The following is a 15488-nucleotide window of genomic DNA, read 5'->3' on the forward strand; positions in this document are numbered from 1 at the left end:
ATGAATATACATAAAGTGAAAAAAGGGTCGATTTTTTATATAAAACGATTACACAATCGATTCGTATTGAAAAAATTTAATTAAAATCAGCTTAATTTTAGAAATGGACAAATGAAAAACGTGATTCTTTTACTACTTTTATACCCACCGGAGTTCAGCAATAATGCTATATTGACCGGAATTTAACCACAGTTATGTCAGATTCACCGCTAAAAAAGATACAAAAGCTGTTAGTAGCCAACCGGGGCGAGATCGCGGTGCGGGTTTTGAGAGCCGCCGCAGAATTGAGGATCAGGACCGTTGCCATTTTCACGTATGAGGACCGTTATTCCCTCCACCGTTACAAGGCGGATGAAGCTTACCAGATCGGAAAAGATGATGAACCGCTGAAGCCTTACCTCGATGTGGAGGCGATCATTCACCTGGCGAAATCGCAGCAGGTGGACGCCATCCATCCCGGCTACGGATTCCTGAGCGAAAGTGTGCAGTTTGCGCGCCGGTGCAAGGAGGAAGGCATCATTTTCGTGGGCCCGGATTACGAGGTGATGGCGCAGCTGGGCGATAAAGTGGCGGCCAAAACACTGGCCAGGAGGATAGGAGTGCCCCTGATCGAAGACAGTCAGGCGAAGCTGGAAGACATCAACACCGTTAAAAAAGAGGCTAATCGTATAGGCTTCCCGGTTATATTGAAAGCAGCCGCCGGCGGCGGAGGCCGCGGCATGCGGGTAGTGCAGCACGACGGGCAGCTGGAAAAAGCGTTCATCGAAGCCCGCAGCGAGGCCGGCAAGGCTTTCGGCGACGATACCATCTTCATAGAAAAATTCATTGAAGAGCCCAAGCACATAGAAGTGCAGCTGATGGGCGACAATCACGGCCACATCGTGCACCTGTATGAACGCGACTGCTCCGTGCAGCGCCGTTTCCAGAAAGTGGTGGAGATCGCGCCCTCTCCGAACCTGCCGGTTGAAACAAGGAACGAGATTTACGGATATGCGCTGGCGTTAGCCCGTGAAGTGAAATACAATAACGTGGGCACCGTGGAGTTCCTGGTAGACCGCCAGAACAAAGTATATTTCATTGAAGTGAATCCGCGCATCCAGGTGGAGCATACGGTTACGGAAGAAGTGACGGGCATAGACATTGTGCGGTCACAGATACTGATTGCCAAAGGGCATCATTTGTCCGACCCCGAAATATTCCTGAAAAGCCAGGAGGATGTGCGGCTGAACGGCTTTGCCATCCAGTGCAGGGTAACCACGGAAGACCCCGAGAACAATTTTACGCCGGACTACGGCACCGTGATCGCTTACCGCAATGCGGGAGGCTTCGGCATCCGGCTGGATGAAGGCAGCGCCTATTCCGGCGTGAAGATCTCGCCCTTCTTCGATTCCATGCTGGTAAAGGTCACCGCTTCCGGCCGCACACTGTCCGGCGCCGCGGGCCGCCTGCACCGCACCCTGAAAGAATTCAGGATCAGGGGCGTGAAGACCAACATCCGCTTCCTGGAAAATGTGATCACGCACGATACCTTCCGCAAAGGCAACTGCACGGTGAGCTTCATCGACAAGCATCCCGAGCTGTTCAAGCTGTCGCCCATCCGCGACCGCGCCACCAAAACGCTGATGTACCTGGCGGACGTGACGGTGAACGGGCATGTGGACGTAAAAGAAAAGAACGACGGGAAAAAATTCCGCGTACCGCATATTCCTTATTTTGATCCGCTGGCGCCGGTGCCGAAAGGTTCCCGCGACCGGCTGCAGGAAATGGGCCGCGAAAAGTTCGCGCAATGGCTGCGGAACGAAAAGCCCGTTTACTTTACAGATACCACTTACCGCGATGCGCACCAGAGCCTGCTGGCCACCCGCGTGCGCACCAAGGATATTCTCGCTGTAGCCGAAGGCTATGCCCGCAACAACCCGCAGATATTTTCCATGGAAGTATGGGGCGGCGCTACGTTCGACGTGGCCATGCGCTTCCTGCATGAGTGCCCCTGGCGCAGGCTGCAGCAATTGCGGGAAGCCATGCCCAACGTCCTGCTGCAAATGCTGTTCCGTGGCTCCAATGCCGTGGGGTATTCCGCCTACCCGGAAAACCTCATCGCCCGGTTCATTGAAAAGGCAGCGGAAAACGGCATCGATGTGTTCCGCATCTTCGATTCCCTGAACGACATCAACGCCATGACGCCCAGCATCGGCTTCGTGCGCAACAATACCAGTTCCCTCGCGCAGGCTGCCATCAGCTATACCGGCGACATCCTCAACAAAGACAACACCAAATACTCGCTGGATTATTACATCAGTCTTGCCAAACGCCTGGAAGACGCCGGCGCGCATATGCTTTGCATCAAAGACATGGCGGGCCTGCTCAAGCCGCAGGCGGCCACCATACTGGTCAATTCCCTGCGGGAAGCCGTGCAGCTGCCGGTAGTACTGCATACGCATGATACCGCGTCCGTACAGGCCGCCACTTATCTTAAAGCGATTGAAGCAGGCGTGAACGTAGTGGACTGCGCCATCGCATCCCTCAGCGGGCTTACCTCGCAGCCGAACCTCAACGCCATGGCCGCCATCCTGGAGAACCACGAACGCAGCCAACCGATGAACCTCGCTTCCCTCAACGCCTACAGCAATTACTGGGAAGACGTGCGGGAATACTATTATCCTTTTGAATCGGACATGAAGGCCGGCACGGCGCAGGTGTACGAGAACGAAATACCCGGCGGCCAGTACTCCAACCTCCGCCAGCAGGCGGAATCCCTCGGGCTGGGGGACAAGCTGGAAACCATCAAGCATAACTACGCCGTAGTGAACCAGCTCTTCGGCGATATTGTGAAAGTAACGCCCAGCTCAAAGGTAGTAGGGGACATGGCCCTGTTCATGACCTCCAACAACCTCACCGCGGAAGACGTGATGGATGAAAGCCGCAACCTGGCGTTTCCCGCGTCAGTACAGGGTTTCTTCAGGGGAGAGATCGGTTCTCCCTACGGCGGGTTCCCCGAAAAGCTGCAGCGCATTGTGCTGAAAGGGCAGGAGCCGCTGAAAGGCAAGCCCAACGAGCATTTGCCACCGGTAGACTTTGACAGCGACTTTGCCGCCTTCCAGCTGAAATACCCGCTGGCGGAGTTCCTGGATTATTTGAGCTATCACATGTTCCCGAAAGTATTCGATGAATATTACCAGCATGCGATGGTGTACGGCAACGTGGAAGCCATTCCTACGCCGGCATTCTTTTACGGCCTGCGCCTGGGCGAGGAGATCCTCATCACGCTGGGCAAGGGAAAGACCATCATCGTAAAACTGCTGTATATCATGCCGCCTGATGAAAGCGGCATGCGCACCGTGGTATTTGAGCTGAACGGTTATGCCCGCCGGGTGCAGGTGAGGGACAAAGCGGTGAAAAGCGAAGTGCCGGTGAACAAAAAGGTCAGCGATCCCGCCAGTGAAGTGGGCGCCCCGCTGCAGGGAAAACTCTCCAGGCTGCTCGTAAAAGCGGGAGATACCATCAGCGCCAATACGCCGCTGTTCATCATTGAGGCCATGAAGATGGAAACAACCGTAACGGCTACACGTGAGAGCAGGATAAAGACGGTTCACCTCCGCGAGGGCACGATGGTACAGCAGGATGACCTGGTGGTGGAGATGGAATAGAATTTTCTAACGGCTGCTCATAAAAAAGGGTGCTTCCGTAGTCCGGAACACCCTTTTTCAATATTACTGGCTTTGGTATATCAGAATTTCTCCAGTCCGCTGAAGAAGAAGTTGCCTTCGATCTCCGCGTTCTCATCGGAATCAGAGCCGTGTACGGCATTGCGGCCGATGGATTCGGCGTAGATCTTGCGGATGGTGCCTTCCTCGGCCTGCGCGGGGTTGGTAGCGCCGATCAGCTTGCGGAAATCTTCCACAGCATTGCTTTTCTCAAGAATAGCCGCAACAATGTGCCCGCTGCTCATGAATTCCACCAGCTCGCCGTAAAAAGGTCTTTCCTTGTGCACCGCGTAGAATTCGCCGGCTTTTTCGGCGGACAGCTTTGTCTGCTTCATAGCTACGATCCGGAAACCTGCTGCGCAGATCTTGTCGAGAATACCTCCGATATGACCGTTCTGAACGGCATCGGGTTTGATCATGGTAAATGTTCTGTTGCTCATATTGAAGATTAGTCGTTTAGGTTTTAACTGCAGTGAGCCCTCCGGGGCCTGTTTCGCGCGCAAAAGTAAACAGTTTTTGTTTAGCAGTAAAAAATTTTGAAATTCTGGCTCAAATGAAGAACTTCGCACTTCGTTTGCATAAACGGTTCCAGGCAGTGATTTAACCGCTTGTATCTTATAATATTATAGTTTTTGAATGAAGCCGATTGAGGAAATCAAGCCATTACTGGAAAGCCCCAAAAAAGTGGTGATCACCATGCATCAGAAACCTGATGCGGACGCCATGGGCTCGTCCCTGGCCCTATACCATTACCTGCGCCGCAAGGGGCACGATGTTACCGTGATCTCACCCACCAATTTCCCGGATTTCCTGAAATGGATGCCCGCCAGCGAAAATGTGCTGGATTTTGAATCCGCGCTGGACAAATCGCTGAAAGCATTGGACGGGGTGGAGCTGCTTTTCTGCCTGGATTTCAACCACCTGGGCCGTACCAAGAACATGGAGCCCTACCTGGAAAAGCTGAACTGCATCAAGATCCTGGTAGACCATCACCTGGAGCCGCAGCCGGACTTCGATTACGGCCTCAGCGACACCACGGCCGCTTCCACCGCACAGCTCATTTACGAGATCATCTACCGCCTCGGGGATGAACATTACATTGATAATGACATCGCCCAGTGCATTTATGCCGGCACCATGACCGATACCGGCTCTTTCCGCTTCGCTTCCACCTCCGCCCGGGTGCACCGGATGGTGGCAGACCTGCTGGAAAGGGGGCTGGAACATGAATATATCCACCAGGCGATCTATGACAATTTCCTCGAAAACCGCCTGCGCTTCATCGGCCACAGCCTGCTGAACCGCATGGAGGTGTTCTACGAAACCAATACCGCCATGATGGCGATCCCCTACAGCGACCTGAAAAGGTTCGATCTGCAGACCGGAGACACGGAAGGGCTGGTAAATTTCCTTTTGTCCATTCAAGGCATTAAATTAGCGGCACTGATCATTGACCGGAATTCGGAGGTGAAGCTCTCTTTCCGTTCCAAGGGCAATTTTGACGTAAACACATTCGCGCGTAAATATTTCGAAGGCGGCGGCCACTTCAATGCATCCGGCGGCAGAAGCTCGGACTCACTGGATAGAACGGTACAACGCTTTCTGAAGGCCATGCATGAGAATGAAGATCTTTTGCAGTAGAAAACAAAACCGATGATGCCGCAAGGTGACATCAAACCCGTAAAAAAATCTAAAATTAAGTAATGAAAAAGAACAATCTGTTACTTGTTGCATCACTGGGCTTGCTCGCGGCAAGCTGCGGTTCCAGCGGTCCGAGGAAAACACCCGGTGGTATTGATTATACCATTGACGAAAAAGGAAAGGGTGAAAAACTGAAAGAAGGAGATACGGTGCTGATGCACTTTTCCACTTATCTGAACGATTCACTGCTCATGGATTCCAGGAAGGAAAGAGCAGGCGTTCCCATCACCATCAACATCACCAAGTCCAAAGACAAACTGGACCTGATGGACGGCTTCGTGGAACTGTCTGAAGGCGATAGCGCCACCTTCGTGCTCCCCGTGGATTCACTGCCGCAGATGCCGATGTTCGCTAAAAAAGGCGACAAAATGAGGATCGCTTTCCGCGTGGAAGGCAAGTACTCCAAGGCTAAACAAAACGCAAAAGAAGAAAAAGAGATCAAGGAATATATCGACAAAAACAAGCTGAACACCACCAAGACCGCTTCCGGCGTTCACATTGCTGTAACACAGGAAGGTACCGGTGACAAGCCCAAAACAGGCGATATTGTTTCCGTAAACTATACCGGTAAACTGCTGGACGGCACCATGTTCGATTCCAACCAGGATACCACCCTGCGCCCCGGCATGCCGCTGCAGCCGCTCACGTTCCCTGTTGGTCAGGGCCGTGTGATCCCCGGATGGGACGAAGGCATCGCCGAGCTGAAAAAAGGCTCCAAAGCCACCCTGGTGATCCCGTCCTCACTCGCTTACGGCGTTGACGGCAGCCCCCCGATGATCAAACCGAACAGCGTACTGGTGTTCACCGTTGAACTGCTGGACATCAAACCCGCTGAAACTCCGGTTGCTCCTCCGCCGCCTCCGGCTCCCGCTAAATAAGGCAAATTGTTCATATACAGGGCTGTCCACACCGGGCAGCCCTTTTTTATTGCGCTCGATCCCCACTGCGCCCCATCCCCAAAAAATTCCGCATCGCGTAAATCAATTACCTGATCGCGTAAACTCCCCGCGCACTTACCCACGACCTTTGCGCAGATTTCAGATAAACATCATCAGGATGAATAAAAATATACTGCTCACACTCATTTGCCTGCTGACCACCACTTTCGCATTCGCACAGAAAGGCGGCGGCATCATTGCAGGCACCGTTACTTCCGCCGACGGCAATCCCGTTGCCGGCATCACCGTTGAACTGACCGAAACCGGCGCCACCGCCGTTTCGAACCACGACGGCGTATTTCAATTTAAAAACGTCAAAGCCGGCAACTACACCTTGCTGATCAACCTCCGCAATCACGAGGAAGTACGCCGGCAGGTGACCGTTGAAAATAACCAGTCCGCGGAGGTGACCATGCAGATCAGCCTGCAGGTAGGAGAACTGCAGGGCATCATTGTCACCGGCAACAGGAACAGCTTCAAGGCAGACCGCACCTCGCAGTCCCTCCGCGTAGCCACGCCCTTGCTGGAGCTGCCGCAAAACGTGCAGGTAGTGACCAATAAAGTGCTGGCCAGCCAGAGCATCATTTCGATGAGCGACGGCGTGGTGAAAAATGTTGCCGGCGCCACCCGCCTCGAACACTGGGGCGACCTTTATACCCGCATCAACGCCCGCGGCGGCCGCCTGGCCGCGTTCCGGAACGGCGTGAACATCACGTCCGACTGGGGACCGCTTACGGAAGACATGAGCTTCGTGGACCATATCGAATTTGTAAAAGGTCCCGCCGGCTTCATGATGTCCAACGGCGAACCCGCCGGTATTTATAACGTAGTCACCAAAAAGCCCACCGGCATTCAGAAAGGAGAGGCCACCGTTACCTACGGCAGCTTCGACCTGATGAGGGCTACGCTGGACCTGGACGGCAAGCTGGACAAACCCGGCAAGCTCCTCTACCGCCTGAACCTGATGGGGCAGACCAAAAACTCCTTCCGCGATTACGAATTCAACGACCGCTACAGCATCGCCCCGGTCATCAGCTACCAGCTGGATGAAAAGACGCTGCTCACCGCGGAATACACCTTCCAGCATGTGACCATGTCAGACATCGGCTCCGCCTACGTTTTTGCTACCGAAGGTTATGCCATTTATCCCCGGAACTTCTCCTTTTCCAACCCCGCCATCGACCCCAACACGGTCAATGAGCACAGCGCTTTCGTGAACCTGCAGCATCAGCTGGACGATAACTGGAAGCTGACCGCACAGATCGCGCATTTCAATTTCAAGCAACGTTCCAGCGACATCTGGCCGGACGCCGTGCTGGAAGACGGTAACGTCATCCGCCGCCTCTACGCATTTGACGCGGACCTCAAAAACACGTACGGACAGGCATTTGTAAACGGTGATGTAACCACCGGCGCTGTCCGTCACCGTATTCTGGGCGGTCTTGATGTGGGTGTGAAAGAAGGGCTGTACGACTGGGGGCAGAGCTACCAGCTGGATTCCGTGAACGGATATTTCAACGCACACAACCCCAACTATGGCATGCCCATCGGCGGCATCCCGGTGTTCGACCGCACCACCAGCCTTTCCAAAAGAGCGGTATCCCGCGTGAATCAATCCTACACCGGCCTGTACTTGCAGGACGAGCTGGGTTTCTTCGACAACAAACTGCGGCTGACGCTCGCCGGACGGTATACGTATGTAAAACAGGATGATACCGTGATCGTAAGGCATTTCACGCCGAGAGCGGGCATCAGCTTTTCCATCGACCGCAGCACTTCCGTATATGCGCTGTATGATCAGTCTTTCATTCCGCAAACCGGCCTGCTCGCCACCGGCGGAACGCCCGAGCCTATCACCGGCAACAATATCGAATTCGGTATCAAGAAAAACTGGTTTGACGGCAAGCTGAGCACTTCTGTGGCCGCTTACCGCATCATCAAGAACAACGAGCTGTCACCCGACCCAAACAGCACACCGGCCAATCCCATTGTACAGCAACTGGGGCAAAGCAGGGCGGAAGGCGTTGAAGTGGACGTGATGGGAGAGGTAGTAAATGGCCTGAGCGTGGTGGCAAACTATGCCTTCACGGATTCTTATGTGAGCAAGGAAGGCGAATCTTATGGCAGCGTTATCGCCAAAGGCACGCGCATCGCCGGTTTTGCGAAACACAACCTGAACACCTGGTTCACTTACACCCTGCAAAGCGGCGCGCTGAAAGGCGCGGGCATCGCCGCCGGTTTCAGCTGGCAGGCGGAACGAAGCTCCTGGTCATGGACGGAAGAGCCGAGCCGCATGGCATTGCCCAATTATTTCCGGCTGGATGGCGGCCTTTTCTGGGAGAAGAACAAGATCAGGCTTACCGCCAATGTGTTCAACATCCTGGATGAATATTTGTATACCGGCGCGGACTACGGCACGTACTACTACTGGCAGGCCGAGGCGCCGAGGGATATACGCTTCAGCGTCGCATACAAATTCTAAAACATAAAAAAGGTTGGCTCATCGCCAACCTTTTTCTTTATCGTCAGTGGATACCTGTATAGTTATGCGGTGTGATCGCTTTCAGCTCTTTCTTCAGCGCCGCGCTGATCTTCAGTCCGTCAATGAATTTGTTCATCGTTTTCTGCGTAATGCCTTCACCGCCGCGGGTCAGCTCTTTTAACGCTTCATACGGCTGCGGATAGTTCTCACGGCGCAGAACGGTCTGAATAGCTTCCGCCACCACGGCCCAGTTGTTGTTCAGGTCTTCTTCCAGCTTCGCGGCATTCAGGATCAGCTTGCCCAGCCCTTTTTCGATGGATTTGGTAGCCAGCAGGGAATGCGCCACAGGAACGCCCACGTTACGCAGCACGGTGGAATCCGTCAGGTCGCGCTGCAGGCGGGAAACCGGCAGCTTGGCGCTCAGGTGTTCGAACAGCGCGTTTGCCAGGCCAAGGTTGCCTTCGGCATTTTCAAAATCGATGGGATTCACCTTGTGCGGCATGGCAGAGGAGCCTACTTCGTTCTTTTTGATCTTCTGCTTGAAGTAATCCATCGAAATATACGTCCACACATCGCGGCAAAAATCCACCAAAATATTATTCACTCTTTTCAGCGTATCGAAATGCGCGGCGAGGTTATCGTAGTGCTCGATCTGCGTGGTGTACTGCATTCTTTGCAGGCCCAGCGTGTTGTTCACGAACTTGTTGCCGAACTTTTCCCAGTTGATGGCGGGGAAAGCCACATGATGCGCGTTGAAGTTGCCGGTAGCGCCGCCGAATTTGGCGGCAAAGGGCACCTGTCCCAGTAATTTGATCTGCCCTTCCAGCCGTTCCACGAACACCAGGATCTCCTTCCCGAGGCGGGTGGGAGAGGCGGGCTGGCCGTGGGTCCTTGCCAGCATGGGCACCGCTTTCCATTCCTTCGCCAGCTTTTTCAGGTGCAGCACCAGGTTGGCAAGGGCGGGAAGGTATACCTGCTCGATGGCCTCTTTCCAGAGCAGGGGGGTGGCGGTGTTGTTCACGTCCTGCGAAGTGAGGCCGAAATGCACCCATTCCAGCTTGTCTTCCAGCCCGAGGGCTTTCAGTTCGTTTTTGAGGAAATATTCCACCGCTTTTACGTCGTGATTCGTGATCTTCTCTGTATCCTTCACCAGCTGGGCGTTCTCCACGGTAAAGGACTGGTAGATGTTGCGCAGGGCGGGGATCTTCGCTTTCGGCAGCGTAAAGAGCTTCTGCTCGGCCAGGGCAATGAAATATTCTACCTCCACCTGTACACGGTAACGGATCAACGCATATTCGGAAAAATAAGGAGCCAGCTCTTCGAGTTGTTTCCTGTAACGCCCGTCCACCGGGGAAATAGCAGTTAAAGCTTGTAATTGCATCATGTATTAATTATCCTTTCAAAATTGCCCCTGGTTACCTTCAGCGTGCCGGTATGCAGGAATTACTTTATTTTAGCAGGCTCAAAATTACAGAAATTGGAACGGAAAGTAAAAGTAGCCGCGGTTAGTTATCTGAATACGAAACCTTTGTTGTACGGTTTCAGGGACCACAAAGTGATGAACATGATGGAGCTGAGCATGGATTACCCTGCCAGAATAGCCCGTCAGCTGATAGACGGGGAGGTGGACGTGGCCCTGGTGCCGGTAGCGATCATCCCCAAGATGAAAGAACATCACATCATTGCCGACTTCTGCATCGGCGCGGAAGGGCCGGTTTCTTCGGTTTGCCTTTTCAGCGACGTGCCCCTGCACGAGATCAAACGCATTTATCTCGATTACCAGAGCCGCACTTCGGTGGCGCTGCTCAAGCTACTGGTGCGCGACCACTGGAAGCTGAACGTGGAGCTGGTGGAAACCACCGGCGATTACCAGGCCAACATCAAAGGTACGGACGCCGGCCTCGTGATCGGGGACCGCGCCCTGGCGCAGCGCCACGTTTCGCCTTATATCTACGACCTGGCCGAAGCCTGGATACGCTTTACCAGCCTTCCCTTCGTATTTGCCGCCTGGATCAGCAACCGCCCGCTGCCGGTGGAATTCATCCAGCTTTTCAACGATGCCAACGCCATTGGCCTGAACAATATTCCCGCTGTGGTGGCGGAAAACGCCAGCCCTGATTTCGATCTGACCACTTATTACACCCAGAGCATCAGCTACCGCCTGACGCCTTCCAAACGGCAGGGCATGCAGCAATTCCTGAGCCACCTGCGATAGCTGCTATTTCGCGCTTTTATGCTTAACTTAACATACTAAATTCCATGCAGTATGAAAGTAGGCATCCTTGGCTCGGGGGAAGCTGGCTGTACCCTCGGGCGTGGCCTCATTCGTTTAGGCTACAGCGTTATGATCGGCACCAGGGACCCGCGCAAGGAAAAGTTGCAACAATGGATACAGGAAAACCGGCCGGCAGCCAGCCTGGGCACGTTCGCGGAAGCCGCGGCTTCGGGGGACATCATATTTCTCTGCACCAGCTGGACCGGTACGCAGGCGGCCATTGAAGCCGCCGGGGTGTGGAATTTCCGGAACAAAGTAGTGGTAGACGTTACAAATCCGCTGGACGGGAAAGGCCCGGACCATGCGGGCAGGCTCCGGCTGGCCACGGGCAACGCCGCTTCCGGCGGGGAACGGGTACAGCGCTGGCTGCAGGACGCGCATGTGGTGAAAGCGTTCAACAGCACCGGCAGCGCGTTGATGACAGATCCTGCCTTCGAAGAAGGCCCGCCCACGATGTTCATCGCCGGTAACGACGAGCTGGCCAAGAAAGCGGTCTCCGACCTGCTGCGTCACCTCGGCTGGAAAGACGTGCAGGACACCGGCTCCATCGAAATGAGCCGCCACCTTGAATCCCTGTACGTGATATGGAGCGCGGTGGGGTTCCGCACCGGCAAATGGCATCATGCTTTCCGGCTGCTCCGCAAATAAGCGTGCCATTATCTATGGAACGATAATTGCCTTTATTGAATGGAAAGAATGTTTAACCTTAAAATCTATCACTATGTTACGCTGGGCACTCATCTTCTTTATTATTGCGATCGTAGCGGCTGTTTTCGGTTTTGGCGGTATTGCGGCCGGCGCCGCGGGCATCGCCAAGATACTTTTCTACATTTTTATCGTGATCTTCCTGATATCCCTGATAGCGGGGTTGATGAGAAGATAATGCCACATCAGGCGTCCTGCATGGAGATCAGCTGGAGCGTATCAGGATTGTCTGAAAACGCCTGCCGGAGCCGTTCTTCATGTGTATCGGTGATAAATACCTGTCCGTAGTCCGGCCCCTGCACCAGTTTGATCAGGCGGGAAACCCGCTCCTGGTCCAGCTTCTCGAACACATCATCCAGCAGGAGGATGGGGGGGAACTGCTTGTGGGCACGGATCGCCTCGTATTGTGCAAGTTTGAGGGCGAACAGGAAACTTTTGCGCTGCCCCTGGGAGGCGCTGTTCTTCATCAGGTGCTCGTCCAGCAGGAACAGCAGGTCATCGCGGTGAATGCCCTGCGTGGTGCGCTGCATCTGTTTGTCCCGCAGCCGGTTGGCGGCGAGCAGGGTGGCGAGGGGAGTTTCCAGCAGCTGGCTCTGGTAGCGGAAAGCCACCACTTCGTGTTTGCCGGCGAGATAATCGTAGCGGTCCTGCACCTGCGTGATAAAGGTTTCCAGGAAGGCTTTGCGGGCTTCGTGCACCGGGGTGCCGTGCTGTACCAGCTGTTCATCGAACACGTCCAGCAGGGCGTCTATCGGCTGCATGGTCTTCAACAGGCTGTTGCGCTGCTGCAGCACCTTGTGATAGGCAATGAGATGGTCGAGGTAACCGGGGGACAGCTGGGAGAGGAGGCCGTCCAGCCACTTCCGCCGGCCTTCGCTGCCGCCGAGGATGATCTCGGCGTCGTCCGGCGCGATCATCACAGCGGGAAACTGCCCGATATGGCGGGAGAACTTTTCATACCCCTCATCATTCATCGCGATCTCCTTTTTTCCTTCCTTCATGGTGCAAACCACTTTTTCTTCTTTGGCATGCCGGTGGAGGAGCGCTTCCAGCCGGAAGCCGTTCGTTTCATACTGCACGTTCTGATGTTCCGCGGTGCTGAAATAGCTCTTGGTGAAACAGAGATAGTAGATCGCATCGAGCAGGTTCGTTTTTCCCGAGCCGTTCCGGCCGGTGATGCCTACGATCCGCGTGGAAAAGTGAAAAACACGGTGCGAGTAATTCTTGAATTGGGTAAGTGATATTTTCGAAACCGATAACAAGCTTAAATAATTTTTAACATATAGAGCCGCAATCCATTGCGTATCTCTACATCCTTCCGCAAAATTGCTTGAATTTGCAGATTTTCCTGTTATATTTGCGAACAAATTTAGAAATAGTGCAAACTTTAACAGACGTGAAGACGAAATTCACCAAAGAGACCTATCTATACTGGTATGAATTAATGCTGTTACTGCGCCGCTTCGAAGAGAAGGCCGGTCAACTGTATGGGATGCAAAAGATCCGTGGTTTCTGTCACCTTTATATCGGCCAGGAAGCGATCGCTGCCGGGGCCATGACAGCCACCAAACCTGGTGATAAGTTCATCACTGCTTACCGCGACCACGCCCTGGGCATCGCTAAAGGCATTTCCGCCAAGGCATGTATGGCCGAGCTGTACGGTAAAGCAACCGGCTGTTCCAAAGGTAAAGGTGGTTCCATGCACTTTTTCTCCAAAGAACATGGCTTCTTCGGCGGTCACGGTATCGTGGGCGCGCAGATCGGCACCGGCGCAGGGCTCGCATTTGCGGAGCAATACCTGAATACGGACAATGTGGTGCTTTGTTTCTTCGGCGACGGCGCTGCCCGCCAGGGTATGCTGCACGAAACCTTTAACATGGCCATGCTGTGGAAGCTCCCCGTAATTTTCATCTGCGAGAACAACCACTACGCCATGGGCACTTCAGTAGAACGTACCTCCAACGTACTGGACATCTATAAACTGGCCGACGCTTACGAAATGCCCGCCGATTCTATCGACGGCATGAGCTGCGAGGCAGTGCACGAAGGCATCCAGCGGGCAGTATCCCGCGCGCGCGAAGCCGGCGGCCCGACCCTCTTGGAGATCAAGACCTACCGCTACCGCGGCCACTCCATGAGCGATCCCGCCAAGTACCGTACAAAAGAAGAAGTAGAAGAATATAAAGAGAAAGATCCCATTACCGTTACGCTGAAAACTTTGGTAGATAATAAATGGATCACCGATGCCGAGATCGAAGCTATCAACGAGCGCGTGAAGGCAGAAGTGGAAGAATCCGTGAAATTCGCAGAAGAAAGCCCCTGGCCTTCAGACGACGAACTGCTGAAAGACGTGTACACACAGGAGGATTATCCTTTTATTATGGACTAATAAAAAGTAACCTGTTTACTTTTTTGAACATACAGCAAAACTAAAAATGGCAGAACACAAAACTACAAGCAAGCCTGCATCCAGCCAGGAATTTGACCTGCAACATTCCGTAGACAGGGCGCAGGACTTCTATACCAAGAACAAGAACATCATTCTTTTCGCCCTGGTGGCGGTAGTGGCGATCATTGGCGGCACCATCGGCTACAAGCGTTTCTTCAAGGAACCGAACGAGAAAAAAGCGCAGGAAGCGATCTTCGCGGCGCAGAACTACCTCGCCGTGGATTCCTTCAAGCTCGCCCTCAACGGTGACGGCAATACCTACGGTTTCCTCCAGGTGATCGACAAATACAGCGGCACCAAAGCCGGCAACCTCGCGAAATACAGCGCAGGCGTTTGTTATGTAAAACTGGGCGAATACCAGAAAGGCATCGATCAGCTGAAAGCGTTTTCCAGCGAGGACCTCGTTTTACAGCCACTCGCCAACGGCCTCATCGGTGATGCATATATGGAGCTGAACAAGGCGGACGAAGCCGTTAGCTATTACAAAAAAGCAGGCGCGTCCAACAACGACCTGATCTCTCCGATCTACCTGCTGCGCGCGGGGCTCGCACTGGAAAAATCCAACAAACCGCAGGACGCCATCGCGGTATACCAGGAAATCAAGCAAAAATACCCACAGACGAACGAAGGCCGTGAAATGGACAAGTACCTGGCCAGGCTTGGTGTGGTGAAATAATTTCGGGAAATGTCTATACACAACCAGACTTTACTCAACGACACTGGCATTCTTCAACTGGAGGGTGCCAGTGTTGTTATTGTTTATACGGAATGGAATGATTTTGTCACCAACGAGCTGACCGCAGGCGCCGAACGCATCCTGGAGCAGTACAAGATCAGCCACCGGAAACTGCTGGTGCCCGGCTCCTTTGAACTGCCATTCGCCTGCAGGCAGGTATGGGAGCAGACGAAAGGCACCGGCGCACAACCCTCCGCCATCATCGCCTTCGGCTGCGTGATCCGCGGAGAAACGCCGCACTTCGACTATGTCTGCAAAGCCGTAACGGACGGCATTTTGCAACTGAACCTTGAGCTGCCCGTACCCGTTATCTTCGGCGTGCTCACAGTAGACAATGTAGAACAGGCAACAGACCGTCTCGGCGGCGCCCACGGCCACAAAGGGGAGGAGGGAGCACTGACCGCCCTGAAAATGATCGCCTTCCAGCGGCAACTGTCGAAGTAGTACTGCGCAATGCAGTGGTTAAAATAAAGGAAGCTTTTGCGCATATTAATTCCG

General features: G+C 53.8%; 13 protein-coding genes. 10 read left to right on the top strand and 3 right to left on the bottom strand.

Annotation, left to right across the window (positions count from 1 at the left end; genetic code table 11):
- Positions 1-194 precede the first annotated feature (194 nt).
- Entirely contained in the window at positions 195-3647 is a 3453-nt protein-coding gene (locus CCY01nite_RS24825; RefSeq protein WP_146867262.1) for a pyruvate carboxylase, read from the top strand.
- A gap of 80 nt (positions 3648-3727) precedes the next feature.
- On the opposite strand, the gene CCY01nite_RS24830 is transcribed toward CCY01nite_RS24825, so the two are convergent.
- A complete protein-coding gene (locus CCY01nite_RS24830; protein ID WP_146867263.1) occupies positions 3728-4144 on the bottom strand; it encodes a nucleoside-diphosphate kinase in 417 nt (138 codons plus the stop codon).
- A gap of 196 nt (positions 4145-4340) precedes the next feature.
- On the opposite strand from CCY01nite_RS24830, the gene CCY01nite_RS24835 reads away from it, so the two are divergent.
- The 3 genes from CCY01nite_RS24835 (at position 4341) to CCY01nite_RS24845 (ending at position 8825) form a co-directional block, all read left to right on the top strand.
- The gene (locus tag CCY01nite_RS24835) at positions 4341-5345 is read left to right on the top strand and encodes a DHH family phosphoesterase (protein WP_146867264.1); all 1005 of its coding nucleotides are present in this window, start codon (positions 4341-4343) and stop codon (positions 5343-5345) included.
- A 62-nt stretch (positions 5346-5407) separates the two neighbouring features.
- On the top strand, positions 5408-6283 hold the full coding sequence (locus CCY01nite_RS24840; protein ID WP_146867265.1) for an FKBP-type peptidyl-prolyl cis-trans isomerase: 876 nt from the start codon (positions 5408-5410) through the stop codon (positions 6281-6283).
- A 178-nt stretch (positions 6284-6461) separates the two neighbouring features.
- The gene (locus tag CCY01nite_RS24845; protein ID WP_146867266.1) at positions 6462-8825 is read left to right on the top strand and encodes a TonB-dependent siderophore receptor; all 2364 of its coding nucleotides are present in this window, start codon (positions 6462-6464) and stop codon (positions 8823-8825) included.
- Between the two features lie 43 nt (positions 8826-8868).
- On the opposite strand, the gene purB is transcribed toward CCY01nite_RS24845, so the two are convergent.
- Positions 8869-10209, bottom strand: coding sequence for an adenylosuccinate lyase (purB, locus tag CCY01nite_RS24850; protein ID WP_246130042.1), 1341 nt, complete (start codon positions 10207-10209; stop codon positions 8869-8871).
- 93 nt (positions 10210-10302) lie between these two features.
- On the opposite strand from purB, the gene CCY01nite_RS24855 reads away from it, so the two are divergent.
- From CCY01nite_RS24855 to CCY01nite_RS24865, 3 genes are all read left to right on the top strand, one after another.
- A complete protein-coding gene (locus CCY01nite_RS24855) occupies positions 10303-11040 on the top strand; it encodes a menaquinone biosynthetic enzyme MqnA/MqnD family protein (protein WP_146867268.1) in 738 nt (245 codons plus the stop codon).
- A gap of 51 nt (positions 11041-11091) precedes the next feature.
- Positions 11092-11748 carry an NADPH-dependent F420 reductase gene (locus CCY01nite_RS24860; protein WP_146867269.1) on the top strand — a complete coding sequence of 219 codons (657 nt, stop codon included), beginning with the start codon at positions 11092-11094 and terminating at the stop codon, positions 11746-11748.
- Positions 11749-11821: 73 nt separating this feature from the next.
- Entirely contained in the window at positions 11822-11983 is a 162-nt protein-coding gene (locus CCY01nite_RS24865) for a DUF1328 domain-containing protein (RefSeq protein ID WP_146867270.1), read from the top strand.
- A 7-nt stretch (positions 11984-11990) separates the two neighbouring features.
- Here the strand turns inward: CCY01nite_RS24865 and recF are convergent, their stop codons facing one another.
- Entirely contained in the window at positions 11991-13067 is a 1077-nt protein-coding gene (recF, locus tag CCY01nite_RS24870; RefSeq protein ID WP_146867271.1) for a DNA replication/repair protein RecF, read from the bottom strand.
- A gap of 134 nt (positions 13068-13201) precedes the next feature.
- On the opposite strand from recF, the gene pdhA reads away from it, so the two are divergent.
- The 3 genes from pdhA to ribH are packed head-to-tail and all read left to right on the top strand — an operon-like array spanning position 13202 to position 15434.
- Positions 13202-14194 (top strand): pyruvate dehydrogenase (acetyl-transferring) E1 component subunit alpha, encoded by a 993-nt coding sequence (gene pdhA / locus CCY01nite_RS24875; RefSeq protein WP_146867387.1) that lies wholly within the window; start codon positions 13202-13204, stop codon positions 14192-14194.
- A gap of 46 nt (positions 14195-14240) precedes the next feature.
- Entirely contained in the window at positions 14241-14930 is a 690-nt protein-coding gene (locus tag CCY01nite_RS24880) for a tetratricopeptide repeat protein (RefSeq protein WP_146867272.1), read from the top strand.
- Positions 14931-14939: 9 nt separating this feature from the next.
- The gene (gene ribH / locus CCY01nite_RS24885; RefSeq protein ID WP_146867273.1) at positions 14940-15434 is read left to right on the top strand and encodes a 6,7-dimethyl-8-ribityllumazine synthase; all 495 of its coding nucleotides are present in this window, start codon (positions 14940-14942) and stop codon (positions 15432-15434) included.
- Positions 15435-15488 lie beyond the last annotated feature (54 nt).

Source organism: Chitinophaga cymbidii (assembly GCF_007992715.1).
Classification (GTDB): Bacteria; Bacteroidota; Bacteroidia; order Chitinophagales; family Chitinophagaceae; genus Chitinophaga; species Chitinophaga cymbidii.

Excerpts from the sequence above, each read along its gene's own strand:
- ribH (WP_146867273.1), top strand. The coding sequence starts at position 14,940 with ATGTCTATACACAACCAGACTTTACTCAACGACACTGGCATTCTTCAA.
- CCY01nite_RS24835 (WP_146867264.1), top strand. The coding sequence starts at position 4,341 with ATGAAGCCGATTGAGGAAATCAAGCCATTACTGGAAAGCCCCAAAAAA.
- CCY01nite_RS24840 (WP_146867265.1), top strand. The coding sequence starts at position 5,408 with ATGAAAAAGAACAATCTGTTACTTGTTGCATCACTGGGCTTGCTCGCG.
- CCY01nite_RS24830 (WP_146867263.1), bottom strand. The coding sequence starts at position 4,144 with ATGAGCAACAGAACATTTACCATGATCAAACCCGATGCCGTTCAGAAC.
- CCY01nite_RS24825 (WP_146867262.1), top strand. The coding sequence starts at position 195 with ATGTCAGATTCACCGCTAAAAAAGATACAAAAGCTGTTAGTAGCCAAC.
- CCY01nite_RS24860 (WP_146867269.1), top strand. The coding sequence starts at position 11,092 with ATGAAAGTAGGCATCCTTGGCTCGGGGGAAGCTGGCTGTACCCTCGGG.
- CCY01nite_RS24880 (WP_146867272.1), top strand. The coding sequence starts at position 14,241 with ATGGCAGAACACAAAACTACAAGCAAGCCTGCATCCAGCCAGGAATTT.
- purB (WP_246130042.1), bottom strand. The coding sequence starts at position 10,209 with ATGATGCAATTACAAGCTTTAACTGCTATTTCCCCGGTGGACGGGCGT.
- CCY01nite_RS24865 (WP_146867270.1), top strand. The coding sequence starts at position 11,822 with ATGTTACGCTGGGCACTCATCTTCTTTATTATTGCGATCGTAGCGGCT.
- CCY01nite_RS24845 (WP_146867266.1), top strand. The coding sequence starts at position 6,462 with ATGAATAAAAATATACTGCTCACACTCATTTGCCTGCTGACCACCACT.